This window comes from Rhizobacter sp., from assembly GCF_032229685.1.
GTDB lineage: Bacteria > Pseudomonadota > Gammaproteobacteria > Burkholderiales > Burkholderiaceae_C > LMDS01.
The window spans coordinates 1-25,783 of sequence record NZ_JAVTWP010000040.1; the positions used below are offsets into that span (position 1 = coordinate 1).

27 protein-coding genes are annotated in these 25,783 nt (G+C 67.5%); 6 read left to right on the forward strand and 21 right to left on the reverse strand.

What is annotated here, in order from left to right:
- A partial coding sequence (locus AC30PD_RS18050; RefSeq protein WP_489537059.1) for a DNA gyrase subunit B occupies positions 1-1,855 on the forward strand: 1,855 nt, incomplete at its 5' end.
- Positions 1,856-1,893: 38 nt separating this feature from the next.
- Here the strand turns inward: AC30PD_RS18050 and AC30PD_RS18055 are convergent.
- The 3 genes from AC30PD_RS18055 to AC30PD_RS18065 form a co-directional block, all read right to left on the reverse strand.
- Positions 1,894-3,678: an amidohydrolase gene (locus tag AC30PD_RS18055; RefSeq protein WP_489537060.1), complete on the reverse strand. Its 1,785-nt coding sequence runs from the start codon at positions 3,676-3,678 to the stop codon at positions 1,894-1,896.
- A 185-nt stretch (positions 3,679-3,863) separates the two neighbouring features.
- Positions 3,864-4,766 (reverse strand): LysR substrate-binding domain-containing protein, encoded by a 903-nt coding sequence (locus AC30PD_RS18060; protein WP_489537061.1) that lies wholly within the window; start codon positions 4,764-4,766, stop codon positions 3,864-3,866.
- Between the two features lie 204 nt (positions 4,767-4,970).
- Complete coding sequence (locus AC30PD_RS18065) at positions 4,971-5,498, reverse strand: SRPBCC family protein (RefSeq protein ID WP_489537062.1); 528 nt, start codon at positions 5,496-5,498, stop codon at positions 4,971-4,973.
- A gap of 161 nt (positions 5,499-5,659) precedes the next feature.
- On the opposite strand from AC30PD_RS18065, the gene AC30PD_RS18070 reads away from it, so the two are divergent.
- On the forward strand, positions 5,660-6,364 hold the full coding sequence (locus AC30PD_RS18070) for a glycoside hydrolase family 19 protein (RefSeq protein WP_489537063.1): 705 nt from the start codon (positions 5,660-5,662) through the stop codon (positions 6,362-6,364).
- Between the two features lie 147 nt (positions 6,365-6,511).
- Entirely contained in the window at positions 6,512-7,000 is a 489-nt protein-coding gene (locus AC30PD_RS18075; protein WP_489537064.1) for an NUDIX hydrolase, read from the forward strand.
- A 3-nt stretch (positions 7,001-7,003) separates the two neighbouring features.
- Here the strand turns inward: AC30PD_RS18075 and AC30PD_RS18080 are convergent, their stop codons facing one another.
- Together AC30PD_RS18080 and AC30PD_RS18085 are read right to left on the reverse strand one after the other, a co-directional pair.
- A complete protein-coding gene (locus AC30PD_RS18080; protein WP_489537065.1) occupies positions 7,004-7,552 on the reverse strand; it encodes a methylated-DNA--[protein]-cysteine S-methyltransferase in 549 nt (182 codons plus the stop codon).
- Between the two features lie 14 nt (positions 7,553-7,566).
- Complete coding sequence (locus AC30PD_RS18085; RefSeq protein WP_489537066.1) at positions 7,567-7,911, reverse strand: hypothetical protein; 345 nt, start codon at positions 7,909-7,911, stop codon at positions 7,567-7,569.
- 21 nt (positions 7,912-7,932) lie between these two features.
- Here AC30PD_RS18085 and AC30PD_RS18090 point away from each other — a divergent pair, with 21 nt between their 5' ends.
- Positions 7,933-9,126, forward strand: a complete 1,194-nt coding sequence (locus AC30PD_RS18090) for a class I SAM-dependent methyltransferase (RefSeq protein WP_489537067.1) — start codon at positions 7,933-7,935, stop codon at positions 9,124-9,126.
- Here the strand turns inward: AC30PD_RS18090 and fahA are convergent, their stop codons facing one another.
- From fahA to radA, 13 genes are all read right to left on the reverse strand, one after another.
- Positions 9,127-10,464: a fumarylacetoacetase gene (gene fahA / locus AC30PD_RS18095; RefSeq protein ID WP_489537068.1), complete on the reverse strand. Its 1,338-nt coding sequence runs from the start codon at positions 10,462-10,464 to the stop codon at positions 9,127-9,129.
- A gap of 2 nt (positions 10,465-10,466) precedes the next feature.
- Positions 10,467-11,270, reverse strand: coding sequence for a cyclase family protein (locus tag AC30PD_RS18100; protein ID WP_489537069.1), 804 nt, complete (start codon positions 11,268-11,270; stop codon positions 10,467-10,469).
- A 20-nt stretch (positions 11,271-11,290) separates the two neighbouring features.
- Positions 11,291-12,052, reverse strand: a complete 762-nt coding sequence (locus AC30PD_RS18105) for an ABC transporter permease (protein WP_489537070.1) — start codon at positions 12,050-12,052, stop codon at positions 11,291-11,293.
- The gene (locus AC30PD_RS18110) at positions 12,049-12,810 is read right to left on the reverse strand and encodes an ABC transporter permease (protein ID WP_489537071.1); all 762 of its coding nucleotides are present in this window, start codon (positions 12,808-12,810) and stop codon (positions 12,049-12,051) included. The genes AC30PD_RS18105 and AC30PD_RS18110 overlap by 4 nt, the downstream gene beginning before the upstream one ends.
- Positions 12,803-13,579 (reverse strand): ABC transporter ATP-binding protein, encoded by a 777-nt coding sequence (locus tag AC30PD_RS18115; RefSeq protein WP_489537072.1) that lies wholly within the window; start codon positions 13,577-13,579, stop codon positions 12,803-12,805. Before AC30PD_RS18115 ends, AC30PD_RS18110 begins: the two co-directional genes overlap by 8 nt.
- Positions 13,576-14,520 carry an ABC transporter substrate-binding protein gene (locus AC30PD_RS18120; protein WP_489537073.1) on the reverse strand — a complete coding sequence of 315 codons (945 nt, stop codon included), beginning with the start codon at positions 14,518-14,520 and terminating at the stop codon, positions 13,576-13,578. Before AC30PD_RS18120 ends, AC30PD_RS18115 begins: the two co-directional genes overlap by 4 nt.
- On the reverse strand, positions 14,517-15,233 hold the full coding sequence (locus tag AC30PD_RS18125; protein WP_489537074.1) for a TetR/AcrR family transcriptional regulator: 717 nt from the start codon (positions 15,231-15,233) through the stop codon (positions 14,517-14,519). The genes AC30PD_RS18120 and AC30PD_RS18125 overlap by 4 nt, the downstream gene beginning before the upstream one ends.
- 130 nt (positions 15,234-15,363) lie before the next feature.
- Positions 15,364-16,575 carry an OmpA family protein gene (locus AC30PD_RS18130; RefSeq protein ID WP_489537075.1) on the reverse strand — a complete coding sequence of 404 codons (1,212 nt, stop codon included), beginning with the start codon at positions 16,573-16,575 and terminating at the stop codon, positions 15,364-15,366.
- Positions 16,572-18,200, reverse strand: a complete 1,629-nt coding sequence (locus AC30PD_RS18135; RefSeq protein ID WP_489537076.1) for a serine/threonine protein kinase — start codon at positions 18,198-18,200, stop codon at positions 16,572-16,574. Before AC30PD_RS18135 ends, AC30PD_RS18130 begins: the two co-directional genes overlap by 4 nt.
- Before the next feature lie 7 nt (positions 18,201-18,207).
- Complete coding sequence (locus AC30PD_RS18140) at positions 18,208-18,684, reverse strand: MaoC family dehydratase (protein ID WP_489537077.1); 477 nt, start codon at positions 18,682-18,684, stop codon at positions 18,208-18,210.
- Entirely contained in the window at positions 18,681-19,649 is a 969-nt protein-coding gene (gene lhpI, locus AC30PD_RS18145; RefSeq protein ID WP_489537078.1) for a bifunctional Delta(1)-pyrroline-2-carboxylate/Delta(1)-piperideine-2-carboxylate reductase, read from the reverse strand. Before lhpI ends, AC30PD_RS18140 begins: the two co-directional genes overlap by 4 nt.
- The gene (locus tag AC30PD_RS18150) at positions 19,649-20,038 is read right to left on the reverse strand and encodes a hypothetical protein (protein WP_489537079.1); all 390 of its coding nucleotides are present in this window, start codon (positions 20,036-20,038) and stop codon (positions 19,649-19,651) included. The genes lhpI and AC30PD_RS18150 overlap by 1 nt, the downstream gene beginning before the upstream one ends.
- Positions 20,039-20,042: 4 nt before the next feature.
- Complete coding sequence (gene radA / locus AC30PD_RS18155; protein WP_489537080.1) at positions 20,043-21,410, reverse strand: DNA repair protein RadA; 1,368 nt, start codon at positions 21,408-21,410, stop codon at positions 20,043-20,045.
- A 63-nt stretch (positions 21,411-21,473) separates the two neighbouring features.
- On the opposite strand from radA, the gene AC30PD_RS18160 reads away from it, so the two are divergent.
- Positions 21,474-22,100, forward strand: a complete 627-nt coding sequence (locus tag AC30PD_RS18160) for a LysE family transporter (protein WP_489537081.1) — start codon at positions 21,474-21,476, stop codon at positions 22,098-22,100.
- Between the two features lie 13 nt (positions 22,101-22,113).
- Here the strand turns inward: AC30PD_RS18160 and arfB are convergent, their stop codons facing one another.
- From arfB to alr, 3 genes are read right to left on the reverse strand one after another with little or no spacing between them, the layout of a single operon-like run.
- A complete protein-coding gene (gene arfB, locus AC30PD_RS18165) occupies positions 22,114-22,512 on the reverse strand; it encodes an alternative ribosome rescue aminoacyl-tRNA hydrolase ArfB (RefSeq protein ID WP_489537082.1) in 399 nt (132 codons plus the stop codon).
- A 21-nt stretch (positions 22,513-22,533) separates the two neighbouring features.
- Positions 22,534-23,241 (reverse strand): hypothetical protein, encoded by a 708-nt coding sequence (locus AC30PD_RS18170; RefSeq protein WP_489537083.1) that lies wholly within the window; start codon positions 23,239-23,241, stop codon positions 22,534-22,536.
- Between the two features lie 7 nt (positions 23,242-23,248).
- Positions 23,249-24,346, reverse strand: coding sequence for an alanine racemase (alr, locus tag AC30PD_RS18175; protein WP_489537084.1), 1,098 nt, complete (start codon positions 24,344-24,346; stop codon positions 23,249-23,251).
- A 152-nt stretch (positions 24,347-24,498) separates the two neighbouring features.
- On the opposite strand from alr, the gene lplT reads away from it, so the two are divergent.
- A complete protein-coding gene (lplT, locus tag AC30PD_RS18180; RefSeq protein ID WP_489537085.1) occupies positions 24,499-25,776 on the forward strand; it encodes a lysophospholipid transporter LplT in 1,278 nt (425 codons plus the stop codon).
- Positions 25,777-25,783: the final 7 nt, after the last annotated feature.

Consider the following 25,783-nt stretch of genomic DNA (forward strand, 5'->3'; position numbering starts at 1 on the left):
GCGCGAGCTGAGCTTCCTGAACAACGGCGTGAAGATCCGCCTCGTCGACGAGCGCAACAACAAGGAAGACACGTTTGCCTATGCGGGTGGCGTGCGCGGTTTCGTCGAATTCATCAACACCGGCAAGAAGGTGCTGCACCCGACCGTGTTCGGCGCGTCGGGCGAGAAGCAGAGCGAACAGGGCACGACCATCACCACCGACGTGGCGATGCAATGGAACGACGGCTACAGCGAGAACGTGCTGTGCTTCACCAACAACATTCCGCAGCGTGACGGCGGCACCCACCTGACCGGCCTGCGCGCCGCGATGACGCGGGTCATCAACAAGTACATCGACGACAACGAACTGGCCAAGAAGGCCAAGGTCGAAGTCACGGGCGACGACATGCGCGAAGGCCTGTGCTGCGTGCTCAGCGTGAAGGTGCCCGAGCCGAAGTTCAGCAGCCAGACAAAAGACAAGCTCGTCAGCAGCGAAGTGCGCGGCCCGGTCGAAGACTCGGTCAGCAAGGCGCTGACCGATTACCTGCAAGAGAACCCCGCCGACGCCAAGCTGATCTGCGGCAAGATCATCGACGCCGCGCGCGGCCGCGAAGCTGCGCGCAAGGCCCGCGAGATGACTCGCCGCAAAGGCGTGCTCGACGGCATGGGCCTGCCCGGCAAACTGGCCGATTGCCAGGAAAAAGACCCGGCGCTGTGCGAGATCTACATCGTCGAGGGCGACTCGGCCGGTGGCAGCGCGAAGCAGGGCCGCGACCGCAAGTTCCAGGCGATCCTGCCCTTGCGCGGCAAGATCCTGAACGTCGAGAAGGCACGCTATGAAAAGCTGCTGACCAGCAATGAAATCCTGACGCTGATCACCGCCCTGGGCACCGGCATCGGCAAGGGCATGGGTGGCGACGACTTCAACCCCGACAAGCTGCGCTACCACCGCATCATCATCATGACCGATGCCGATGTGGACGGCGCGCACATCCGCACCTTGCTGCTCACGTTCCTGTTCCGGCAGATGCCCGAGCTGGTCGAGCGTGGCCACGTCTACATCGCGCAGCCGCCGCTCTACAAGGTCAAGCTCGGCAAGGACGAGCAGTACCTGAAAGACGGTCACGAGCTCGACGCCTACCTGCTCAAGGTGGCGCTCAAGGACGCCAAGCTCGACACCGGCGTGCCCGGCGCGGCCGTGTTGCAAGGCGACACGCTCGAAGCGCTGGCGCGCCAGTACGTGCTGGCCAAGAACGTGGTCGAGCGCCTGTCGAACTGGATGGACGTGGAAGCGCTGCGCGCGATGGCCAATGGCCTGGCACTCGACATCGACACGCTCGAAGCGGCCGAAGCCTCGGCCGTGGCCCTGAAAGCCGCGCTGCACGATGCCGAAGTCAGCGCCGAATTCGATGCGCGCATGGACAAGCACATCCTGCGCGTCAGCCGCATGCACCACGGCAACGTGAAGAGCAGCGTGATCAGCGCCGACTTCGTGCACGGCGCCGACTACGAAGCGCTGAGCCAGGCTGGCCAGACCTTCCGCGGGCTGGTGAGCGCCGATGCGGTGGTGCGCCGCGGCGAAGGCGAACGCCAGAAAGAGGCCCGGGTCGGCGACTTCCGCGAAGCGATGAGCTGGCTGCTGCAGCAGGCCGAAGGCGCGGTCGGCCGCCAGCGCTACAAGGGTCTGGGCGAGATGAACCCGTCGCAGCTCTGGGAGACCACGATGGACCCAGCCGTGCGGCGCCTGCTGCGCGTGCAGATCGACGACGCGCTCGAAGCCGACCGTGTGTTCACGATGCTGATGGGCGACGAGGTCGAACCCCGCCGCAACTTCATCGAGACGAACGCGCTGCGGGCGGGGAACATCGACGTTTGAGTGAGCCGCTCAGGCCTCTGCGTCGGTGACCCCGCGTATCACGGCCTGTCCCAACGCCCGCGGCGATCGTCCTGCCCCGTGTAGTCGCGTTGCGGCGCGCCGTGGGCGCCCAGCACGCCGGTGTCGTGCGCGACCACGCCGTTCACCACCGTCAACACGGGGCGCACCTTCTTGATCTCTTCGTCCGGCACGCTGAAATAGTCACGATCGAGCACCAGCAGGTCGGCGAGCTTGCCGCTTTCGATCGACCCGATCTTGTCTTCCAGGCGAAGGAACCAACTGTTGCCGCGGGTGAAGAGCCGCAGGGCTTCCTGGCGCGTCAGGTGCTGCCCGGGATTGACCTGCACACCATACGAGTTCAGACCCGTGACCGCGTAGTAGATGTGCGTGAAGGGGTTGAGTGGGGCGATGTGGACGCCGTCGCCGTGAATGCCGGTCTGAATGCCGTGATCGAGGATCGTCCTGAACAGCGGCCCGACGGCCGTGTCGTTCGGCCCCGACCCGGTCCAGCGGAACGCGCCGATCTGTACACCGCACGACATGTTCTTCAGCCGCGTGAGCAGGTCGGCGCTCACGAAGGGCACATGGTGCACCATCCAGCGAAGGTCGCGAATGCCGAACTCGGCGTCGACGGCCTCGTAGGCTTCGACGACCTGCTGCAGTTGCGCCAGCGACGACACGGCGTTCTCGTTTCGCCACTGGGCCTGGGCCACCAGGCGTTGCGCTTCTTGCCACACCGCGCCTGAACCGATGGGTGCCGCCCACTCGCCGATGGAGCCGGTCATCATCATCGGGTCGCCGAAGAACTGGAACTGGTTGCGCAGGCGCTCTTTCAGTTCAGGCAACGCCGGGTCGTTCTGGTTCTGCAGAAAGTTCATCTGCAAACGAACGAAGGCGCGCCCTTCGCGATGCAGCGCCAACCACGAGTCGTACATGCGGTACTGGTCGAGATTCGAGAGCGATTGTGTCGGCGCGAGCGGGCCTGGCGTCGGGAACAGGGTCTCGTCGAGGTGCGCGGTCACGCCCACGGCGGCCGAGAAAGCCATCGCATCGATCGTGCTGCGCTTCTTGTCTTCGAAGGTCTGGCGCACACGCAGGTGGTAGAGCGCCGTGGTCGAAGGCAGGCCGGCAGCGATCAGCCCGTCGTCGGAAACGACCACCGGCCCGGCGAGCGGTGATGTCACGCTCTCGAAGAAGGCCTTGGCCATGCTGTTGACGATGACCGGCCCGGTGAACTGGCGGAAGATCATCACCGGCCGATCGGAGACCGCGGCGTCGAGCTCGGCACGTGTCGGGTTGCGGCGCACGTCGGCAAACTGCACCGGGTTCCAGCCACCCATCGCCGTCATGAACTGACCTTCGGGCACGAATGGCCGGCGGGCCGCGAAGATGGCTTGCAGCTCGGCGATCGATGCGGCGCTTTCGATCGGCGTGTGGTAACCGGGGCGGTTCGCCAGACTCACGATGTGGTCGTGCGCCTCGATCACACCCGGGATCACGGTGCGCCCACCGAGGTCGATCACTTTCGCGCGCGGGTTGTCTGCGCGCGCGCTGGCACCCACCGCGCTGAACTTGCCGTTCTTGATCGCCACGGCCGTGGCGATCGTGCCTGCGTCGTCCATCGTGTGAATGCGCCCGTTCACCAGGACGAAGTCGGCTGCGTTGTCGGTGACGGCCGCCGGCGGCGTGGTGCAGTCACCGTTGGCGGGCCCCGAGGCGCCGGCGCCGCAGCCCGCTGCGAATGCCGCGACACCCGAGAGGGTGCCGACCTTCAACATGCCACGGCGCGACATGTCCGCTGGCTTCAGTGTTTTCTTGTCCAAGTTTGTCTCCTGATGTCGTGTGGGACGGCACGCATCGGGTGCGTGTCATCGCTTGTTCAGCGACTTCAGAATAAGAGTTTGTGTGCCTGCGCTGAAATGATGAATCTCCATGGGCGCCATCGATCGCGTCGATGTAGGTTCTTACCCTGACGCGCGAGCAGGCCCATCTGCAGGGCACCGCAGCCTTATCGCTTGCCTCCGATGTGCTCACGGCTGCGCGCGAGTTTGCGCACGATCGAAGAGAAGGCGCGCACGGGCGGCAACTGCCTTTCTTCGCGTCGTCGAAGAATCCCTGGCACGCGGATCGGCGTGGGGCTTTCGATGGGCACGCAGCGCAAATCAGGGTGGCCGCGAACGGCATGCGCAGCGACGATGGCGCCGATGCGCGTGGCCGCAACGAGTTCGAGCATGGGCGCGATGGTGTTCATCTCGACACACACGATCGGCTCGGCGCCGGCGGCCAACAGGCACTCTTGCAACATGATGCGCGTCGCGAAAGACTTCGGCAGCAAGACGAGGCGTTGCCGATGCAGCTCGACCAGGCGCACCCGCTTGCGGCGCACGAACGGATGGTCGCGGCCGACCACCAGCACCATTTCTTCGTTGTGCAGCGGCTCGAACACCAGCTCGCTGGGCTCTCCGGGCCGGTACGCGATGCCAAGGTGAAGTTCGCCGGAGCCGACCTTGCGCCTGATCTCGTCGGCCGACAGCTCCTCGACCACGACCCGGGCATCGGGGTGCCGTTCCAGGAACGTGGCCACGCATTTCGGAATGAAGCCGAAGTTGAACGTGTTGGTTGCGCCGATGCGCAATTCGTCGTCGATGGCGCCGCCGCCCTGTCGCAGCGCTCCCACACCGCGGTCGACTTCACGCAGTGCGTTGATGGCGTATTCGAGAAAGGTTTCGCCGTCCTCGGTCATCGACAAGCCGGTCGGGTTGCGGTCGATCAACACGCGACCGATCTCGTCTTCGAGCTTGCGGATCTGGTGCGAGAGCGTCGACTGAGTCACGTGCATCCGCTCGGCCGCGCGCGTGAAGTTGAGGCATTCGGCCAGAGCGACAAGGTAGCGAAGGTGGCGCAGTTCCATCGATCGAGTGTCGGCGGCGGCCATCGCCAGCGTCAACGACGGCGAGGGAAATCCATCACCGCTGCGCTCAGCAAAACGCTGGTTGGTCTCTCGCTTTGCACCACCTCACCGCACTAACCCGCACGTGTCATCGACCCCGTCGATGCAATGCATTCAAGGCATCGCAGCGAGCCGCTTGTCGATGCCGATCAACGGCCCGCCGCCTCACTTCTCGGCCGCCGCTTTCAGGTTCGCGAGCCCGGCCTCGAAGTCCTTGCCGATCATGCTGTCCATGCTGACGAACACGCCCATCAGCTTGCTGATGTAGGGCGCGGGGCCGTACATCGCCCAGGTGACCCGGGTCGAATCGCCTGCAGGAACGAGCGTGTACTCGGCGGTGTTGTGGCCTTCGAAAGGCTTGATGAAATCGAGCTTGATCAGCAGCTTGCTCGAAGGCGACGACTCCAGGATCTCCATGCGGCCTTCGCCGACCTTGCCGTTGCCCTGCCAGGCATAGACCGCGCCCTTCCCGGCCGGCGCGCCGCTGAACGTGCGCTTCATCGCGGGGTCGAGCTTCTCCCACGGTGACCAGACCGACCATCGGTTGAAGTCGTCGATGTACGGGTAGATCTTCTCGGGCGGTGCCTTGATCGTCACCGAGCGTTCGACGCGAAAGGCGTCGGGCCGCGTTGCTGCGAACGCAAGCACGCCGGCGATCAACACGACGACAACGATGGCGATGGTCTTGAACATGCGAGCCCCCTCGGCTTTCTGATGGTCTGAATTCAGTCTATCCGCCGCGCGCGCGGCCCACAACAGGCGGGGCCGGTGCGCCGCCTCTAGGGATACGAGCGCGGCAAGGCTTGTGGTCAGATCGCCGTGCCCCGGCCGGCGCGCCGCCGCAGGAGACGACCATGCTCACCGACACCCAGCTTCAGCAGATCATGCCCCGGCTCGCGGCGGCGAAGCTGCAACTCTTGCTGCCGCACCTGAACCGCGCGATGCAGGCCTATGGTGTCGACACGATGGCACGCACGGCCGCGTTCATCGCGCAGCTGGCGCACGAATCGGGCGAGTTCCGGTGGATGGAAGAGATCTGGGGCCCGACCGACGCGCAGCGCCGATATGAACCGCCCGGCACGCTGGCCGCGCGCCTGGGCAATACGCAAGCAGGCGATGGCAAGCGCTTCAAGGGGCGAGGTCCGATCCAGATCACCGGCCGCTTCAACTACACGAAGTACGGCGCGCTGCTCGGCGTCGACCTGGCGGCCCAGCCCGAGCTCGCGGCCACACCCGCGATCGCTTTCGCCACGGCGGGCTTGTACTGGAAGTCGAACGGCCTGAACGAACTCGCCGACGCAGGCGACTTTCTCAAGATCACCCGCCGCATCAACGGCGGCACGAACGGCTTGGCCGACCGGCAGAAGTACCACGCGCGGGCGCTGGAGGTTCTGGCCACGGGCTTCGTGGCGGGCGCAGCGCTGCGTGGCGCCGCGGCGCGCGCGGCGAAGGCGCCCACCGAGCCTTTGTTGCGCGGCTTCGAGTCGATCCGTCGGATCCGTGTCGCCGCGCCTGCCGCGACAAAGCCTGCCGCCAAGGCCACCCGCGGCGGTGGCTGAAGGCATGCGCTCACCTGCGCCGTGCCAGCCAAATACGATCAGCGAGAAATTTGCCCCGCTTTTGCGCGAACCACCTCCGCGTGGCGGTGTCAGACTCGGGCGCAGATCCTGCGTATCTGCCTGTTTGACCCGCCAAAGATGTTGTCCATGGAGTTCTTCGCCCCCAAGCGCCTGAGTTGTGGTGTCGTGATCGTCAACGACGACCACGAGCTGCTGTTGTGCCACGTCACCGGCCAGAACCACTGGGACTTGCCCAAAGGGGGCATCGACGACGGCGAAAACCCGCTGCAGGCCGCCCTGCGCGAAACGCGTGAAGAAACCGGGCTGCGCCTGGCCGCTGCCGAGCTGATCGACTTGGGCCGCTTCGCGTACACCAACAAGAAAGACCTGCATCTCTTCGCCACGCGCACGGCGCGGTTCGACATCGCCACCCTGCGCTGCGAAAGCCACTTCTCCGAGCGTTATTCGGGCAAGCAGCTGCCCGAGATGGACGGCTTCGGCTGGTTCAGCTTCTCGCGCGTGGCCGCCTTGTGCACGCCGAAGATGGCCCAGGTGCTGGGCGACAAGCTCGACCTCGCGCAACTGGTGCGTGCGTTCGGCGCGAGCGAACGGCAGAGCGCCGCGCTCGCGGCCTGAGCCTCACACGCTGTCGAACAGGCCCGGCCCCGCACCCAGCGGCGCGCCTTCGATTTCCAGCAGGCGCAGCTTGGTTCGCGCACCGCCTGGCGCCGAAAAGCCGCCCGACTTGTTGCCCGCGGCCAGCACACGGTGGCACGGCACGATGATCGGGAACGGGTTGGCGCCGAGCGCCTGGCCGACCGCACGCGCCAGCAGCGGGTCACCGAGCCGGGCCGCGACTTCGCCGTAAGTGAGGGTCTGGCCGGGCAGGATGCCTCGCGCGAGTTCGTAGACGCGCAGATTGAAAGGTGGCAGCGCCGAGGTGTCGAGCGCGATGTCTTGCAGCGCATCAGCCTCGCCGCTCAACAAGCCGACGATGCGCCGCATCACCTTTCGGATCTCGGGCGGCGCATCGGCTTCGGTTGCGCCGCCGTAGCGTTGGCGTGCACGCGCCCGGGTGGCGGCGGCGTTGGCCTCGGGCAGCAGCACACCGGCCAGGCCGCGCGCGCCCCACACCAGCCCGCACGGGCCGACCGCGGTGTCGAACAGGGCGAAGTTCGCGTGCTCCATTCAGCGATGATCGCTCAAGCCTGCCAGACCCCGAAACCGCGTTCGCGCAATGCGATGCCGAGCTCGACTTCCATCTCGCAGGCGCCGCGGTAAGGCATGGGGTTGTAGACCTCGTACAGCTGCGGCAGCAGGCGCACGCCGTACTCGCGCACGAAGCGGTTCGACTGGACGCCGGCCATGTGGCGGTCGAAACGCAGGTCGGGGTCGAGCCCGGTCATGCCGACGTAGACAAAAGGTTTGCCGAGCTGGTAGCCGGGGTTCGCCTCGCGAAACCGCGCCACGTTCCAGACCCGGTCCGACAGCTCGATCACGTAGACGCTGTAGTGGTGCGATCGGGGCGTGGTCTTGCGCGTGGCCATGGGTGCCTACACTAGCAGGCCATGACCGAAGAACCCACCACCGCCCTGGCCGCGCTGTTCGAACAGGCGATCGCCGCGGGGGCGTTCGTCAAGCTCGTGCTCGGCAAACCGCGCGCTGCCGCCGGCGACCTGGTGCGCGTGTCGGCGCGGCCGGTGCTGCTGAAGGGTGAAGCGGTCGTGTCGTTCGTGTTCACGCACAAGACCCGCGACATCACGAAGAACCTGCCCGCGCCCGACGCCGTGCGCCAGCTGCGCGAGCTGCTCGACACCACGTTCAGCCACGCCCACCTGTTCACCACCACCGAAGAAGTGCAGTTGATGGTCAGCAAGAAGGGTCGCCAGACGCTGATGCGCGGCAAGTCGAGCGCGAGCGTCGCGCCCGCCGCCCACGACCGCCAAAAGCACCGCTTTCTCGACCTCGACCGCGCCTTCCTCACTGAGCTGGGCGTGACCAACACGCAGCACCAGCTCGTGCCGGCGATGGCGCGCAAGTGGAAGCAGATCAACAAGTTCATCGAGGTGCTCGACAACGCGCTGGAATCGTCGGCTTTGAAGCGCGCCGCGCGCCTCGAGGTGCTCGACTTCGGCAGCGGCAAGGGCTACCTCACCTTCGCCATGCACGACTACCTGCGCCACTCGCTCGGCCTGCCGGCGCGTGTGACCGGCGTGGAGTTGCGCGACGACATGGTGGCCTTGTGCAGCGGCGCCGCGCAGCGCCTGGGGCTCGACGGCCTGCGCTTCGAACAGGGCGACGTGCGCAGTCGCGCGCCCGAACCGGCCGACATCATGATCGCGCTGCACGCCTGCGACACCGCCACCGACCACGCGATCCACACCGGCATCCGCGCCGGTGCCTCGATCATCATGTGCTCGCCGTGCTGCCACAAGGAGCTGCGCCCGCAGCTGCTGAGCCCGCACCCGCTGCGGCCGATCCTGAAACACGGCATCCACCAGGCCCAGGAAGCCGAGATGTTGACCGATGGCCTGCGCGCTCTGATGCTCGACGCCTGCGGCTACGACACGCAGGTGTTCGAGTTCATCGCGCTGGAACACACCAACAAGAACAAGATGATCTTGGCAGTGAAGCGCCAGGCGGCCGGCAACGCCGGCGAGGCCTGGCGCCAGGTCGAGGAGATCAAGTCGTACTACGGCGTGCGCGAGCACTGCCTGGAAACGCTGCTGAAGCAGCGCAGCGAAAGCAGCGTCGCGGCCTGATCAGCTGCCGAGCGCGGGCAACACCGTGCCGCGGTTCTCGCCGAAACCGATGCGGGCGTGGCCGGGCTTTTCGCACCAGCCTTTCAGGATCACCGCGTCACCGTCTTGCAGAAAGCCGCGCTGCTCGGTCGCGCCATGGCCGGCGTCGAGCGTCAGCGGGTTGCGGCCCGAGGCGGTGAGTTCGATCATCGCGCCGGCCTGGTCGAGCGTGGGGCCCGAGATGGTGCCGCTGCCGAGCAGGTCGCCCGGCTGCAGGTTGCAGCCGCCGACCGTGTGGTGCGCCACCATCTGCGAGACCGTCCAGTACTGGTGCTTGAAGCTCGTGTGCGTGAGGCGTGTGGCACCGATGCCGGCGGCGCGGCGCGTGGCGCTCTCGAGCCAGACTTCGAGCTGGATGTCGAGCGCGCCTTCGGCACGCGTGGCGGCCGAGTCGAGATAGGCCAGCGGCTGCGGTTCGTTCGCCGGGCGGTCCCAGGCTTGCCGGTACGGCGCCAGCGCTTCCATCGTCACGATCCAGGGTGAGATCGTGGTCGCGAAGTTCTTCGCCAGAAACGGCCCGAGCGGCTGGTACTCCCAGGCCTGGATGTCGCGTGCCGACCAGTCGTTGAGCAGGCAGATGCCGAAGACGTGGTTCACCGTCGCATCGAGCGCGATCTGTTCGCCGGCCGCGTTGCCCTGGCCGATGAAGATGCCGAGTTCGAGCTCGTAGTCGAGCCGCGCGCAGGGGCCGTAGACGGGGGTGGTGCCGTTCAGCGGCAGGGCCTGACCCATCGGCCGGCGGAAGGTCTGGCCACTGACGCCGATGCTCGACACGCGCCCGTGGTAGCCGATCGGGATCCAGCGGAAGTTCGGCGTGAGCACGTCGTCGCCGCCGCGGAACAGCTTGCCGATGTTGGCGGCGTGGTGCACCGAGGTGTAGAAGTCGGTGTAGTCGCCGATGCGCGCCGGCACGCTGTATTGCACATCGGCTTGCGGCACGAGGCAGGCGCGCAAGGCGTCGACGTGCGCGCCGGTGGCCGAGCTTTCCAGCAGCGCGAACAAGCCGTGGCGCAGTGCGCTCCAGGCCGCAGGGCCGAGCGCGAAGAAGTCGTTCAGCGCCGGCTGGGCGCACGCCGCTGCGGCTTGTGCCGCCGGGCCTTGCAGGCACGCGGCGCGAGTCACCGCGGCCAGGTCGATCACCTGATCGCCGATCGCCACGCCGCCGCGAAAAGCTTCGCTCGTGCCCTGGCGGCGAAACACCGAGAAGGGCAGGTTCTGGATCGGGAAGTCGTTGCCGGCCACGTTGGCCGAAGCGAGCCAGCTGCTGCGACGGGCGTCGTGCGTGTGGTTGAGTTCCATGGTCAGGCCGCCATCAGCTTGTCGTCGAAGATCGCCACGGCGCGCGTCCAGCCCGCCGAAGCGCCGCGGATCTTGTGCGGGAAGCACGAGATGTAGAAGCCGCTCGGCGGCAGCGCTTCGAGGTTGTGCAGTTTCTCGAGGTGGCAGTAGCCGATGTCGCGCCCGGCCTTGTGGCCTTCCCAGATCAGCGACGCGTCGTGGCTCTCGCCGTACTTCTTCGCGGTGTGCACGAAGGGTGCGTCCCAGCTCCAGGCGTCGGTGCCGGTGAGGCGCACGCCGCGTTCGAGCAGGTACATGGTCGCTTCGTAACCCATGCCGCAGCCCGACGACACGTAGTCGGGCGAACCGTAGCGCGAGCCGGCGCGGGTGTTGACGACCACGATCTCGAGCGGCGTGATCGTGTGGCCGATGCGCGCGAGCTCGGCTTCGACGTCGGCCGCAGTCACCACATAACCGTCGGCGAAATGCCTGAAGTCGAGCTTCACACCAGGCTGGAAGCACCATTCCAGCGGCACCTCGTGGATCGCGATCGCACGCTCTTTCTCACCGAGCGCCTTGTTCATCGTGGAATGAAAGTGATACGGCGCGTCGAGGTGCGTGCCGTTGTGCGTGGACAAGTGCACCAGCTCGACGGCCCAGCCTTCGCCGTCGGGCAGGTCTTCTTTCTTCAGCCCGGGGAAGAAGGGCTCGATCTGCGCATAGGTGTTGTCGTGCGTGAAGTACTCGATCTTGGGCGCGAAGGCCGGCGGGTCGGAGAGCACGTCGTTCTCGAGATAGATCGACAGGTCGACGAAGGTGCGGGGCATCTTGTTCCTTTCAGGCCCGTTCAGGGCGTTTGCCATTTCAACAGCCTGCGTTCGCCGAAGCTCAGCAAGGCATTGCTCACGTATCCGATCAGGCCGAGCAGCACGATGCCGGCGAAGAGCTCGCTGGCGCGGAACGCGCGCGCCGCCAGAAGAATCGCCTGGCCCAGGCCCGCCTGCGACGCGATCATCTCGCCCACCACGGCGACGATCAGCGACACCGTGAGCGACAGCCGCATGCCGGCCAGGATGTCGGGCAAGGCGTTCGGCAAGCCCACCTTCCACACGAACGCGGCCCGCCCGAGTTGCAGGCAGCGTGCCACTTCGAGCAGGCGCGGTTCGACGTTCGCGAAACCGTGCACCGTGGCCAGCAGCACCGGCCACATCGCGCCGAAGGCCACGACGAAGAGCACCATCGCCGGGTTCAGGCCGAACAGCGAGATCGCCAGCGGCAACAGGGCCGAGGCCGGCAGCGGGCGCACGAATTCGAGCGTGGGTTGCAGCCAGGCGCGCGCCGCGGGTGAGATGCCGATCAACGCACCGAGCGCGATGCCGATCAACGACGCGAGCAGCCAGCCCTGGAACATGCGTTGCACCGTGGCGAGGGTGAACGCGGCGAGTTCACCGCCCATCAAGCCTTCGCGCAGGCTCGCGAGCGTGGCTTCCGGCGTGGGCAGGAACACGCGGCTGATCCAGCCGGCGTGGCTGGCGGCCCACCACAGTGCGATCAACGACAGCAGCACGGCCAAAGAGCCGAACCATGTCGACGAACGGTTGGTGTTCATGGCTGAACACCCATGCGCAGCGCCACGCGCCGCTGCAGCCACACGGCCGCCGCGTTGATGACGAAGCCGACCACGCCGATCCAGCCCAGCCACGCGAGCATCAGCGCCGGGTCGAGGCTTTGCTGCGCGATCATCATCGCGTAGCCCATGCCGTTCGGGTTGGCTGCGATCTCGACGGTGACGGCCACCACCAGCGCGACCGCGACACCGAGCCGCAAAGCCACGAACAGGCGCGGCACGATGGCCGGCAGCACGATCTTGAAGCAGCGTTGCGTGGCGCTCAGGCCGAGCACGTGGCTCACTTCGAGCAGGCGTGGCTCGACCTGTGCGACCGCGGCCTGCGTGAGCACCAGCATCGGCCAGAACGAGGCGAATGCGACCACCGAAAACTCCATGCGGTAGCCGAAGCCGAACACCAGCATCGCCAGCGGAATGAGCGCGACCGAAGGCACCGGCCGCAGCATCTCGATCGACAGCGAGCTCATCTGCGCGGCCCGTTTCGACAGACCGAGCGCGATGCCGAGCAACACGCCGAGCGAGCCGCCGACCAGCAGCCCGACCGCTGCCGACACCAGCGTGAAGGTGGTGGCCTGCAGCAGCGAGCCGTCTGCGGCCGCCTTGCCGAACGCGAGCAGCGCAGCGCTCGGCGGCGCGATCGAATCGCTGCCCGCTGCAGCCGTGCGCACGTAGAGCTCGAACAGCGCCAGCGCAGCGAGCGGGAAGCACCATGGGCGCAGCAGCGAGATCAGCTTAGTCATGCCCCTGCTCGATGAAAGCGAACAGCTCGCGCCGCAGGTTCAGGAATTCGGGATGCTCGCGGGTAGCAAGCTGGTCGCGAGGCCGCGGGATCTTCACGTCGATCATCTTCGCCAGGCTCGGTCGGCCCGGCCCGGGGTTGGCCTGCAGCGCGATCACGCGGTCGCCGAGGTAGATCGCTTCGTCGAGGTCGTGGGTGACGAAGAGCACCGTCAGGCCGTCGTCGCGCACCAGGCGCGCCACTTCGTCCTGCAGGCTCTGGCGCGTCAGCGCGTCCAGGGCGCCGAAGGGCTCGTCCATCATCAACAGCTCGGGCTTCTGTGCGAGGCAGCGCGCGATCTGCGCACGCTGTTGCATGCCGCCCGAGAGTTGCACCGGGAACTTGTGGGCGTGTTTCGCGAGGCCGACCTTGCCCAACACGTCGGCGATGCGGGGCGGGCGCTGGTCGGCCGCGATGGCCGCGGCCTCGAGCGCCAGGCTCACGTTGCCTTCGACCGTGCGCCACGGCAACAACGCGCGGCCGTAGTCCTGGAACACGAAAGCGACTTCACGCGAAGGCTGCGTCACCAGCGCGCCGTTGCGGCGCACTTCACCACCACTGGCGGCCACCAGCCCGCTGGCGGCGCGCAGCAGCGTCGTCTTGCCGCAGCCGCTCGGGCCGACGATGCAGACGAATTCGCCGCGCGCCACCTCGAACGACGTCGGCGAGAGGATTTCGCGGCCACCCAGGTGGATGGTGACGCGGTCGAAGCTGAGGAAAGGAAGGCTCACGGGTTCAGCAGCTGCGCGACCTTGAGTTCGCTCTTGAGCATCTCCTGGTCCTTCATCATCGTGACCCAGTAGCTGAGCTGCTTTTCGTTCACCAGCGGGCCGGGTGGCGAGATCTGCATCTTCGCGATCACCTCGGGCGGCAGCTTGATGTACTTGCCGATCGCGGCGCGCACGGCATCGCTGTTCTTCGGCTGCTGCATGAAGGCCGCGGCCTCCTGCACCGATTCGCGGAAGGCCTTGGCCGCTGCCGGGTTCTTCTGCGCCCATTCGCGCTTGGCCGCGTGCACGATCGTGTGGTTGCCCTCGCTGAGGAAGGTCGAGTAGTACGAGGCCACATAACCCGCACCACTCTCGGTGATGCGGCTCATGAACGGGTCTGCGGTGACCACGGCGTCGATCGAGCCGCCGCGCAGCAGATCGGCATGCTGCGGGAACGAAGCCTCGATGAAGGTCACCTTCTTGTAGTCGACGCCGCTCTGCTTGAGCCAGGCGCGGAAGGTCACGTGCAAGAAGGCGCCGAGGCCCGGCACGCCGATCTTCTTGCCCACGCAGTCTTGCGCCGTGCGGATGCCGGCGCCGGCGCGCGCCACGAGCCCGAAGCCGGTCATCGTTTTCGACGTGACCCCGCCACCGGCCAGCACCACGAGGTCGAGCCCGCCGTCGACCGCCTGCAGGAAGACCGAAGGCGTGGGGCCGCCGATCTGCAGCGAGTCGGACTGCAGCGCGGCCGGAATGGTCGAATTGAGCGGGATGAACTTCAGCTCGACGTCGAGCTTTCGTTTGGCGAAGTAGCCTTGCTCGGCCGCCACGAAGACCGACGCGAAATCGCTGACGGCGGTGTAGCCGAAGACGATCTTCGTCGTGGCCTGGCTCCAGGCGGGCAGGGTGAAGGTGCCGGCGGCGGCAGCGGCCAGGCCGGTCACGAGGGTGCGGCGTTTCATGTTCCTTGTCTCCTTCTGGTCTTGGGTGTGGTTGTGGGCGCGGGTGCAGGCAGCGCGGCGCGGATGCCGCCGACGATGAAGTTCACGAGCATCTGCCCGCCCGCCGGGTCGCGCGGGTCGCACGCGCCTTTGGACAGACGCACGATGCGCTCGTCGCTCAGGTGGTGCAGCAGCGCGCCGAGCGAGAACTGGTAGGCCCAGGCCACCTGCGCGCGGCTGGCGTGCGGCAGGCGCTGGTGCAGGGCGTCGATGAACGCGTGCGCCATCGGGTCGAAGTAGGCACGCAGCACACGGTCGGTTTCTTCGAGCGCGTGGTACAGCTCGCGCGCCACCAGCAGTGCGTAGTACTCGCCTTCGCTGCTCGATCGCAAGCGCAACACCGGGCCGGTGAAGGCTTCGATGATGAGTCGCAGCGCATCGTCGGCGGGTGCGTCGGCGGCCACGCTGCGCAAACGATCGAGCCGCTCTTCGATCGTGCGGTTCCAGTGCGCGAAGATGGCGTGGAACAGCTCGTGTTTCTGGCCGTAGTAATAACCCACCAGCGCGAGCGGCACCGCGGCCGCGTCGGCAATCTGGCGGATCGTGACGGCGTGGTAGCCGCGCTGGGCAAAGAGCTTTTCAGCGGCCAGCAGGATCGCGGCCTTGCGGTCGGCACGCGGCTCGGCCATGCGGTGGCTGCGAGCCGGTTTGGCGGCGACGGCGGTGGAACCCATGTCGGCATTGCACGCTTGTACAACATTGTTGTACACACGTACAAACCCTTAACGCCTGCGCTGAGCGATCGGCGAGCGCCCATGAAAAAGGCCCGCGGCGAAGGCGGGCCCGGGTGGTTTGAGCGCCTGCTCAGCCGCAGGGCACGATCTTGAATTCGACCCGGCGGTCGAGCGCGTCGACCGAGTTGTCGGTACCGCTGCCGACGATGTTCTCGCGAAAGCCCATGCCGCTCGGTTTGGCGCGCTCGCCCAGCGGCGCGGCTTCGGCGCTCAGGCGCTGGCGGATGTAGCTGGCGCGTTGCATCGAGAGCGTGTCGTTGGTCGCTTCCGAACCTGTGCGGCTGGTGTGGCCGACGATGTTCATGCAGGCTTTCGCGGCCGTGCCTTCCTTGGCGATCTGGCGCAGCCACATCGTGTAGGGGCCGCTCACCTTGGGGTCGGACCAGAACACCGTGCTGCCCGGGTTGAACAGGAACTTCACACCGAGCTGGTTGTAGCTGATGCCGTAGGCCACGACCTTGCCGAACGCGAGTTCTGCTTCTGCGGTGCGGCCGAGCTTGGTGTTGGCGAGGTAGATGCCGTTGAGCACGCGCAGCTGTTCGCCACCCGGCGCGCCGCCGGCAGCGCGGTACTGGGCCAGTGCTTCCTGGTACTTCTCGGCGTTGTAGAGCGCGGTCGCGTCGCTGATGACGGTGGCCACGGCCACCCGCTCGATGTAGTAAGCGTCGGCGCGCTGCCCGGGCGGCGTGGCCGAGGTCTTCACGTAACCGTCGATCACCTGGTCTTTCACGAGCACCGGGCTGTCCTGGTAATAAGGCAGCGGCGTGTGGTTCAGGCCTTCGTCGCGCGCCAGTGCCGACGCTTGCGCGACCACGTTGCCACTCTTCAGTTCGGTGAGCGCGAGGTTGATCTGCAGCGGGCCTTTGCCCTTGCCGGCCTGCACGCGTGTCATCGTGCCGGTAAGCAGGTATTGCGCCTTGCCGAGGTTGGCGCTCTGGAACGGCAGGATCTCGATCGAATCGAACTTCGAGCCCATGCGCTCGGTGACGCGCTTTTCGAGCAACTGCGTGGCGTTGGTCTGCTGGCCGCTGCTGGCGTCGAGCATCGGGTCGAGCACGACGCCGCGTTTGGCGATCCTGGCTTCGACCTTGGCCAGGAACGCGGGCAACTTCTGGGTTTGCGACACGAGCCCGTCGGTGGCTTGTGCGACGGCCTCTTCGAACGGCAGCTCAGTGCTCGACGAGGTGGCTTGCGGTGCGGCGCAGCCGGCGATCAACAGGGCACAGCCGGCAGCCAGCAGAGCGGACACGCCGCGATGGCGCAGCAAGGAGGTGAGCATCATCGGCATTCCTTCTTCAGGTACTCGGCCTCGCTGGCCGTGAGCGGCTCCAGAGAGGCCTTTTGCAGAATATCACTGCACCTCGCCTTGTTGACCGCTGCGTTCGTGGGGGCTGGTTTCGGCGCGGGCTCGGCGGCGGCCGGGCGCGGCTCGACGACGCGGGGTTCCACGACGCGCGTTTCGCGCTTCGGTTTGCTCGGCGCGGCGCTCACGGCGGGCGCGGCGCTGGTCGATGCCGGGGACGCCTGCGACGGCGGCGCCGGGGTTTCGACCACCGGCGCGGGTGCGGGCGCGGCGACGATCGGCGCCGGCACCGCCGTGGGTGTGAGCGCCGTTGCCGCAGGCGCTGAAGCGGCGGAGACCGAAGCGGTGGGTGCCGCGGCTTCCACCGCAGGTTGGGCCACCGGCCCGGCCTCACGCGCGCCGCCGAAGTAGTAGCCCGCGCCCGCCAGCACGAGCAGCGCGGCCGCACCGAGCAGCGCAAGCCCACGCCCGCGGCCCGGCCGTGCCGCGCCTTGCCCGGCTGAAGCGGGCGCCGGTGGCACGCTGTCCAGCGAGATGTCGGGCGCCGTCACGCGCCCTGGCGGCAGCGTGGCTTCGGGCAAGGCCGAGTCGAGCGACGCCGCGAAGGTCGACGCGAAGCCGACCGAAGGCTCCAGCTGCGCCTCGCGCCCGTCGAGCAGGGCGCGGAACGCGGCCACGGTCTGCGGCCGGTCGGCCGGGCGCAAGGCCAGTGCCGCGTCGATGGCGGTCAGGAAAGGCTCGCTGTAGCGCCCGGCCGCCAGTTCCGACAAGGGCCGCAGCCGGTCGTCCATCAGCCGCTCGACCGACGACACCGGCGCGTGCCCGGTCACGGCCGCATAGACCACGCTGGCCAGCGCGTACAGGTCGGTCCACGCGCCCTGGGTCATGGCCGAGCTTTCGCCGTACTGCTCGATCGGTGCGAAGCCGGGCTTGAGCACCACCGTGAGCGCGTGCGTCATGTCGCCGATCACGCGGCGTGCCGCGCCGAAGTCGAGCAGCAGCGGGCCGCTGGCGGTGAGCAGAATGTTGTCGGGCGCGATGTCGCGGTGAAAACAATGCGCCTCGTGCATCACCGCGAGCGCGTCGAGCAGCGGGCGCAGCCAGGTGCGCAGGGCTGCCTCGTCGGGCGCGTGGCCCAGATCGGCGAGCACCTTCTTCAGCGTCGGCCCTTCATAGAAAGGCATCACCATGTAGGCGGTGTTGTTCTCTTCCCAGAAACGGTAGACCTTCACCAGCGACGGGTGGTCGAAGCGCGCGAGCAGCCGCGCTTCGTTCAGAAAGCTCTTCAGGCCGAGCGCAAACGTTTCCTGGTGGCGCGCCGACTTCACCACCACCGCCATCGAGGCGTTCGCGCGCGAAGCCATCGAAGACGGCAGGTATTCCTTGATCGCCACGCGGCGCTGCAAAGACACGTCGTAGGCGAGGTAGACGATGCCGAAGCCGCCTTCACCGATCAGCCCGGTGATCTTGTAGTCGCGGATGCGCGTGCCTTCGGGCAGCGTGTGCACCGACATCGACGAACTCTGCGCGAAATCCGACGCCGCGCCATCGCGCGCCACGGGGCCGGTGACGGTGCGCTCGCTGTCGTCGTTGCCGGCGCTCATGGCGGTGTCAGGCCGCGGCGGCCTCGCGGCGGCCGAACATGTTCCAGCCTTGCATCGTCAAGACAACGACCCCGTCCTGGTTCAGCACTTCCCAGCCGAACTGCGTGAGCCCGACCGTGGCACGGCTTGCCATCGGCCGCGACGCGAGCACGGTGAGCCGCACGCGCAGCGTGTCGCCGGGGTACACGGGTTTGATCCAGCGCAGGTTGTCGATGCCAGGCGAACCCATGCTGCTCGACACCAGAAGATAGTCGTCGCACAACATGCGCATCGCCATCGAGCAGGTGTGCCAGCCGCTCGCCGCGAGCCGGCCGAAGTGCGAGGCTTCGGCGGCCGCGTCGTCCATGTGGAAAGGTTGGGTGTCGAACTGCTGCGCGAAGGCCAGCACGGCTTCGCGGGTGACCGGCATGTTGCCGAACTCGCGCACGTTGCCGGCGGGAAAGTCTTCCCAGTACAGAAGGATCTCGCGCGGGGTGTCAGTCATGAGTTGGGGTCGCTGTGAGGGGCAGGCGCCAAGGATACCGAGTCGGCCTGCACGCCGCCCCACACGAGCTCGGCCGCGGCCAGGTCTTCGAGCGCGCTGCCGACGGCTTTGAACAGCGTGATCTGCGTTGGGCTGTCACGGCCCGGCCGGCTGCCCCGGCAGAGCTCGGCCAGCGTGCCGGCGAGCTGGTCGGGCTTGAAAGCACCGGCGTCGACGGCGCGCAGCACGTCGCCCGACTTCGCGAGCGCTTCGGGCGTGTCCACATACACGCGGCTGCGCCCGAAACACGCCGCGTCGGCCTCGCACATGGCCGGCGTGAAGCTGCCGATCAGGTCGAGGTGCGTGCCGGGCTGCAGCCACTCGCCGCGGATCAAGGCGTTGGTCGAGAGCGTGGCGCAGCTGACGATGTCGGCCGCGGCCACGGCCGCAGCCAGGTCGGTGCTGGCGCGGGCGTTGAAACCTTGTTCACGCAGCCGACCCGCCAGCGCCTCGGCCGACGCCGCGCGGTGGTTCCAGACCACCACCTCGGTGAGCGGGCGCACCACATTCATCGCCTCGGCCAGCAACGAAGCGACCCGGCCCGTGCCGACGATCAACAAGCGGCGCGCATCGGCACGCGCCAGAAACGAAGCGGCCAGCGCCGCCGCAGCCGCCGTGCGGCGCGAGGTGATCTGGTCGCCGTCGAGCTGCGCCAGCGGCACACCGGTGGCCGCGTCGAACAGCAGGTAAGTCGAGTGCAGGCCGGGCTGGCCGTGGGCCGTGTTGCCGGGGAAGATCGTCACCGTCTTGATGCCGAGCCGCTGCCCGCCGCGCCAGGCCGGCATCAGCAGCAAAGTGCCTTCGCCGACCGTGTGCGTGTGCCGCAGCGGCACTTCGCAGCCGGTGATGAACATCTGCCGCAACGCCTCGATCAGCGGGGCCGCGCCGAGGTGGCGGCGCGTGGTCTCGGCGTCGATGAACAGCATCACTCTGGGGAGGCCGTGGCCGGCCGATTCAGCACCCAGCTTCTGCAGAGGCCCTTGTCGAAACTGAGCACCACCTCGGAGCCGCCCGCGTCGGCCCAGGCCCAGCGCTCGGGCTCTTCCGACACGCGCCGGCCCAGGCTCTTCGTGAGTGCCACCACCTTGATCATCGGCATGCCGGCTTGCAGCTTCGCGTTCAGCATCACCGCGCTGTCGATGTGGCCCACCGGCGCGCTGCCGGCATTGCGCAGCACGCGCAGCGAGCGGTTGAACTGCATCAGCAACCAGAACGCGATCACGCTCACGGCCAGCGCCACGCCCGGCCAGCCGTAACCCAACCAACCAGCCACGACGGCTGCCGCGGCCATTCCCCATCCCAGAATCGGATTCATTCTTCTACAGGCTCCTTGCCAGATCGATGGCTTGTTCGATGCGTTCCACGGCGTGGATGGTCAGCCCTTCGATCGGCTTCTTGGGCGCATTGGCCTTGGGCACCACGGCGACCGAAAAGCCGAGCTTGGCGGCCTCTTTCAAACGTTCCTGGCCGCGCGGTGCCGGCCGCACTTCGCCGGCGAGCCCCACTTCACCGAAGGCGATGAAGCCGCGCGGCAGCGGCTTGCCGCGCAGGCTGCTCTGGATCGCGAGCATCACGGCCAGGTCGGCCGCCGGCTCGCTGATGCGCACACCGCCCACGGCGTTGACGAACACGTCCTGGTCGTTCGAGGCGATGCCGGCGTGGCGGTGCAACACCGCCAGCATCATGGCCAGGCGGTCGCGCTCGATGCCCACGCTCAGGCGGCGCGGGCTCGGCCCGCCGGAATCGACCAGCGCCTGCACCTCGACGAGCAGCGGGCGTGTGCCTTCGAGCGTGACCAGCACACACGCCCCGGCCACCGGCTCGCCGTGTGTGGACAGGAAGATCGCGCTCGGGTTCGACACGCCCTTCAGCCCCTTCTCGGTCATCGCGAACACGCCGATCTCGTTGACCGCGCCGAAGCGGTTCTTGATGGCGCGCACGAGGCGAAAGCTCGAATGCGTGTCGCCCTCGAAGTACAACACCGTGTCGACGATGTGCTCGAGCACGCGCGGGCCAGCGAGCGCGCCTTCTTTCGTGACATGGCCGACCAGCACGATCGTGATGCCGCTGCTCTTCGCCAGCCGTGTCAGCTGCGCCGCGCACTCGCGCACCTGCGCCACCGAGCCGGGCGCCGACGAGAGTTGATCGCTGTACATCGTCTGGATCGAATCGATCACGCAGACCGAAGGCTGCTCGGCTTCGAGCGTGGCGCTGATCTTCTCCAGCTGAATTTCTGCCAGCACCCGCACCTGCGATGCCCCCAGGCCGAGCCGGCGCGAGCGCAAGGCCACCTGCGCGCCGCTCTCTTCGCCGGTGACGTACAGCGTCTTCATGTTGCGCGAAAGCGAATCGAGCGCCTGCAGCAGCAGTGTCGACTTGCCGATGCCCGGGTCGCCGCCGATCAGCACCACGCCGCCGGCCACGATGCCACCACCGAGCACGCGGTCGAGCTCGTCGATGCCGGTGGGCTGGCGGTCGACATCGCTGGCTTCGATCTCCGACAGCGTGGCGACCGGTTGGCTCGCCACCAGCCCGCGCGCGCCGGTGGCGTAGCGGTTCTTCGGCGCGCCCTCGGCCACCGACTCGACCAGCGTGTTCCAGGCCTCGCAGTTCGGGCACTTGCCCAGCCACTTGGGCGAAGTGCCACCACATTCGGTGCAGGTGTAGATCGACTTGTCTTTGGCCATGGCCGATTGTCGCGGCAAGCACGTGGCCGATAATCGCCGCCCCGCACACAGCGCATGACGCCCATGGAACTCTCGACCTGGTTCGCCTTTTTTGCCGCCGCCTGGGCCATCAGCCTGTCGCCCGGCGCCGGTGCCGTGGCCGCGATGAGCGCCGGCCTGAACCACGGCTTCGGGCGCGGCTACGTGATGAGCTTCGGGCTGGTGCTGGGCATCTGGACGCAGGTGCTGGTGGTCGGCCTGGGGCTGGGTGCGCTGATCGCGGCGTCGAGCTTCGGCTTCGCGCTCGTCAAGTGGCTGGGCGTGGCCTACCTCGTGTGGCTGGGCATCAAGCAGTGGCGCGCCCCGGCCGTGCCGATGGTGAGCGAAAGCGCGGAAGCGTCGGCCGTGTCGCCACGCGCGCTGATCCTGCGTGGCTGGATGATCAATGCCGCCAACCCGAAGGGCACGGTGTTCCTGCTCGCCGTGGTGCCGCAGTTCCTCGACCTGTCTCGAGCGCTCGCGCCGCAGTACGGGGTGATCGCGGCCACGCTGGCTTTCACCGACCTGATCGTGATGGCGGGTTACACGGCGCTCGCCGCGCGGCTGCTGCGCTTGCTGAAGTCGCCGCGCCAGATTCGGACGCTGAACCGCACGTTCGGCAGCCTGTTCGTGGCGGCCGGTTTTCTGCTGGCGATGTTCAAGCGCGCCTGATCGTCACGCGCCTTCACTCGCTGCCGACCTTGCCGCGCCCGGCCTTCACGGCCGAACGCTGGCTCTTGCCTTCGAGGCGACGCTGCTTCGAACCGTAGGTCGGCTTTGTGGCGCGGCGAGTTTTCGGCGGCACCGCCACGCTGTCGACCAGCGTCTGCAAGCGTTGCAGTGCATCGGCACGGTTCATGTCCTGGCTGCGGCTGGTCTGCGCCTTGATCACGACCACGCCGTCGGCGGTGATGCGCTGGTCGCTCATCGCCAGCAGGCGCTGTTTGATCGGCTCAGGCAGGGAAGAGGCGCGAATGTCGAAGCGCAGGTGAACGGCGCTCGACACCTTGTTGACGTTCTGCCCACCCGCGCCCTGCGCGCGGATCGCGCTGAACTCGACTTCGTTTTCCGCAACGGTCGGCATGGCACTCGGCACGGCGCGCTGCTACGGCCGCGCGCCGCGGAACAGGTCGCCGATCGAAGCCGCGCCGGGAGCCAGTTGGGTCAAACCCCAGCCGGCTGCCGCGCTCACCACCACCAGCAGCACACCCACCGCCCAGGTCTTGCCGACGATGTGCATGAACGCGGCGTCATGGTGCTGCGGGCGCATCACGCCGCGCACCAGCAGCGCGCCGAACACGAACTGCACCGCCATTTCGGCGAGCAGGGCGGCCAGGCCATCGACCAGCAGCATCGGCAGGGTGCCGGTCAGCATCAGCAGGCCGAACGCCGCCAGCACCAGCGCTGGAATCAGCAGCACGATCGACAGCTCTTCGAAGCTGCACAGGTCGGCCAAGCCGCCAAGCAAGTCGCTCCAGTCGAAAGCCTTCCTGCTGCCTTCGAGTGGCTTATGGCTCATCTGCTCGGCATCAAACCGAGCCCGCTCGGTGGCATCGGCGGCGCCGAGGGCGCCGGCTTCTTCGCGCACCGATTCGCTGAAGTGGCTGAGCCAGTAACGCGTGCCGACGACGAGGCCGAGCGAATACATCACCACGGCACTGCTGGCATACCGCGCCGCCGGCGAACGCAAGCCCAGCACGTGCAGCAGCAGCCAACTCGCCAGCATGCCCAGCGCCAGGCACCAGAGCGTCAGCACCCAGCCGTGGAAGCGCAGGCGGCTGCGGGTGCGCGAATTGAGGTCGCGCAGGCTCATCGAAAGCTCAGACCGCGCGTGTTGGCACCCGCGGCGCCAGCGCGCACATCAGCTCGTAGCCCACCGTGCCGGCGGCGAGCGCGATCTCGTCGATGGGCAAGACCGCGCCGCCCGGGCTCGCGCCCCACAGCGTGGCCACGCTGCCCACGCCGGCTTCGGGCACCGGCGTCAAATCAACCGTGATCATGTCCATCGACACGCGACCGACGAGCCGCGTGCGCACCTCGTTCACGAGCACCGGCGTGCCGTCGGGCACGACGCGTGGGTAAGCGTCGGCATAGCCGCAGGCAACGACGCCGAGCCGCATGTCGCGTTCGGCGGTGAAGCGGCTGCCATAGCCGACCTGTTCGCCGGCCTTCAAGTCCTGCACCGCGATGATCTGCGCGCGCAGGCTCATCGTGGGCTGCAGGCCCCAGTCGCCGATGCCACGCTCCGGGTAATCGGGCGAAGAACCGTAGACCATGATGCCGGGGCGCACCCAGTCGGCGCGCACCGTGTCTTGCTGCGCCGCGAAGCGCAGCGTGGCGGCGCTGTTGGCGAGTGTGCGTTCGCCGGGCAGGCCTTGGGTCGTGGACTCGAACACGGCGAGCTGGTGCGCGATGCCGCGCGCGCCGTCGGCGTCGGACAGGTGCGTCATCAGCACGATGCTCTCGACCTGCGTCAGGCCGCTCAAGCGGCGCCAGGCATGCTGGTAGGCCGCCGGCCGGAACCCGAGCCGGTTCATGCCGCTGTTCATCTTCAGGTACACCTGGTGCGGCGTGTGCGTCTTGTGCGCGGCCAGCATGTCGATCTGCGCTTCGTGGTGCACGGTGTGCCACAGGTTCAGGCGCGAGCAGGCTTCGAGGTCGCGCGCTTCGAAGCAGCCTTCGAGCAGCAGGATCGGGCCGCGCCAGCCGAGCGCACGCACGCGTTCGGCTTCGTTCAGGTCGAGCAGCGCGAAGCCGTCGGCACCCTTCAGCCCGGCGAACGCGCGCTCGATGCCGTGGCCGTAGGCATTGGCCTTGACGACGGCCCAGACCTTGGCGTCGGGTGCCGCCGTGCGTGCACGGCGCAGGTTGTGCGCCAGTGCCTCGGTGTGGATCAGGGCTTCGACGGGGCGTGGCATGGTGAGCAATTCTGCCAGCCGCAGTTGCGCCGCCACCCGTTCCCGGGGTGTTTCGACAGGCTGTGCCAGGAGGGCGCGTGCTATAACGCCGCCGCCAGGAGACACAAGCGGACACATAGAACGCCGCGCTCGAACCGCCGCCGTTGGAGAGAATGAAAAAAGGTTTCTACACCATCATGTCGGCGCAGTTCTTCAGCTCGCTGGCTGACAACGCGCTGCTCGTGGCCGCGATCGAGATGCTCAAGACGACGAATGCGCCGTCGTGGCACATCCCGGCACTCGGGCCGATGTTCGCGTTGTTCTACGTGATCCTGGCGCCCTTCCTCGGCGCTTTTGCCGACGCCGTGCCCAAGGGCAAGGTGATGTTCTATTCGAACGGCATCAAGGTCGTCGGCTGCGTTCTGATGCTCTTCGGCGGCCACCCGCTGGTGGCCTACGCGATCGTCGGGCTCGGTGCGGCGGCCTACTCGCCGGCGAAGTACGGCATCCTGACCGAGTTGTTGCCGAACTCGCAGCTCGTCAAGGCCAACGGCTGGATCGAAGGCCTGACGATCATGTCGATCATTCTCGGCATCGCGCTCGGCGGGCAACTGATCGGGCCGGTCATTTCGCGCCAGCTGCTCGGCTTCGACCTGCCGATGATCGACACCGGCATCACCACGGCGCCCGAATCGGCGATCTCGGTGATCGTGTTCCTCTACATCGTGGCGGCGCTCTTCAACCTGCGCATTCCGCGCACCGAGGCGCCACTGCAACCGCTCGGCCACGGCGTGGCCGGTCTGGTGCGCGACTTCTCCAGCTGCAACGCGCGGCTCTGGACCGACAAGCTCGGCCAGATCTCGCTGGCCACGACCACGCTGTTCTGGGGCGTGTCGGGCAACCTGCGCATCATCGTCTTCGCCTGGGCCACGGCCGCGCTCGGCTACACGACCACGCAAGCCACCTCGCTGGTCGCGGTGGTGGTGGTGGGCACGGCGGCCGGCGCGATCGTCGCCTCGCTGCGCATGCGTCTCGACCAGGCGACCACGGTGATCCCGCTGGGCATCGCGCTCGGCCTGCTGGTGATCGGCCTCAACCTGATCACCAACGCCTGGGTCGCGGCGCCGTTCCTCATCTTGCTCGGCGCGATCGGCGGCTACATGGTGGTGCCGATGAACGCGCTGCTGCAGCACCGCGGAGCCAACCTGATGGGCGCGGGGCGCTCGATCGCGGTACAGAACTTCAACGAGCAGGCCTGCATCCTCGGCCTGGGCGCCTTCTACACCGGCATGACCAAGTTCGGCCTCTCGGCCTACACCGCGATTGCGATGTTCGGCGGCGTCGTCGCCTTCACGATGTGGCTGGTGCAGCGCTGGCACAAGTCGAACTGCGTGAAGCACCGCGAAGAAGTCGACCACCTGCTGGCGATCGCGCGCAGCGACAAACATTGAGCGCGAA

Bases quoted from the DNA above. Each gene is read 5' to 3' on its own strand.
- AC30PD_RS18150 (WP_489537079.1), bottom strand. From the start codon at position 20,038: ATGAATCCGATTCTGGGATGGGGAATGGCCGCGGCAGCCGTCGTGGCT.
- AC30PD_RS18065 (WP_489537062.1), bottom strand. From the start codon at position 5,498: ATGTTCAAGACCATCGCCATCGTTGTCGTCGTGTTGATCGCCGGCGTG.
- radA (WP_489537080.1), bottom strand. From the start codon at position 21,410: ATGGCCAAAGACAAGTCGATCTACACCTGCACCGAATGTGGTGGCACT.
- AC30PD_RS18100 (WP_489537069.1), bottom strand. From the start codon at position 11,270: ATGCCCCGCACCTTCGTCGACCTGTCGATCTATCTCGAGAACGACGTG.
- arfB (WP_489537082.1), bottom strand. From the start codon at position 22,512: ATGCCGACCGTTGCGGAAAACGAAGTCGAGTTCAGCGCGATCCGCGCG.
- AC30PD_RS18130 (WP_489537075.1), bottom strand. From the start codon at position 16,575: ATGATGCTCACCTCCTTGCTGCGCCATCGCGGCGTGTCCGCTCTGCTG.
- lhpI (WP_489537078.1), bottom strand. From the start codon at position 19,649: ATGCTGTTCATCGACGCCGAGACCACGCGCCGCCACCTCGGCGCGGCC.
- AC30PD_RS18105 (WP_489537070.1), bottom strand. From the start codon at position 12,052: ATGAACACCAACCGTTCGTCGACATGGTTCGGCTCTTTGGCCGTGCTG.
- AC30PD_RS18060 (WP_489537061.1), bottom strand. From the start codon at position 4,766: ATGGAACTGCGCCACCTTCGCTACCTTGTCGCTCTGGCCGAATGCCTC.
- AC30PD_RS18090 (WP_489537067.1), top strand. From the start codon at position 7,933: ATGACCGAAGAACCCACCACCGCCCTGGCCGCGCTGTTCGAACAGGCG.
- fahA (WP_489537068.1), bottom strand. From the start codon at position 10,464: ATGGAACTCAACCACACGCACGACGCCCGTCGCAGCAGCTGGCTCGCT.
- AC30PD_RS18070 (WP_489537063.1), top strand. From the start codon at position 5,660: ATGCTCACCGACACCCAGCTTCAGCAGATCATGCCCCGGCTCGCGGCG.
- AC30PD_RS18135 (WP_489537076.1), bottom strand. From the start codon at position 18,200: ATGAGCGCCGGCAACGACGACAGCGAGCGCACCGTCACCGGCCCCGTG.
- AC30PD_RS18080 (WP_489537065.1), bottom strand. From the start codon at position 7,552: ATGGAGCACGCGAACTTCGCCCTGTTCGACACCGCGGTCGGCCCGTGC.
- AC30PD_RS18125 (WP_489537074.1), bottom strand. From the start codon at position 15,233: ATGGGTTCCACCGCCGTCGCCGCCAAACCGGCTCGCAGCCACCGCATG.
- AC30PD_RS18170 (WP_489537083.1), bottom strand. From the start codon at position 23,241: ATGAGCCTGCGCGACCTCAATTCGCGCACCCGCAGCCGCCTGCGCTTC.
- AC30PD_RS18085 (WP_489537066.1), bottom strand. From the start codon at position 7,911: ATGGCCACGCGCAAGACCACGCCCCGATCGCACCACTACAGCGTCTAC.
- AC30PD_RS18110 (WP_489537071.1), bottom strand. From the start codon at position 12,810: ATGACTAAGCTGATCTCGCTGCTGCGCCCATGGTGCTTCCCGCTCGCT.
- AC30PD_RS18160 (WP_489537081.1), top strand. From the start codon at position 21,474: ATGGAACTCTCGACCTGGTTCGCCTTTTTTGCCGCCGCCTGGGCCATC.
- AC30PD_RS18075 (WP_489537064.1), top strand. From the start codon at position 6,512: ATGGAGTTCTTCGCCCCCAAGCGCCTGAGTTGTGGTGTCGTGATCGTC.
- AC30PD_RS18120 (WP_489537073.1), bottom strand. From the start codon at position 14,520: ATGAAACGCCGCACCCTCGTGACCGGCCTGGCCGCTGCCGCCGCCGGC.
- lplT (WP_489537085.1), top strand. From the start codon at position 24,499: ATGAAAAAAGGTTTCTACACCATCATGTCGGCGCAGTTCTTCAGCTCG.
- alr (WP_489537084.1), bottom strand. From the start codon at position 24,346: ATGCCACGCCCCGTCGAAGCCCTGATCCACACCGAGGCACTGGCGCAC.
- AC30PD_RS18140 (WP_489537077.1), bottom strand. From the start codon at position 18,684: ATGACTGACACCCCGCGCGAGATCCTTCTGTACTGGGAAGACTTTCCC.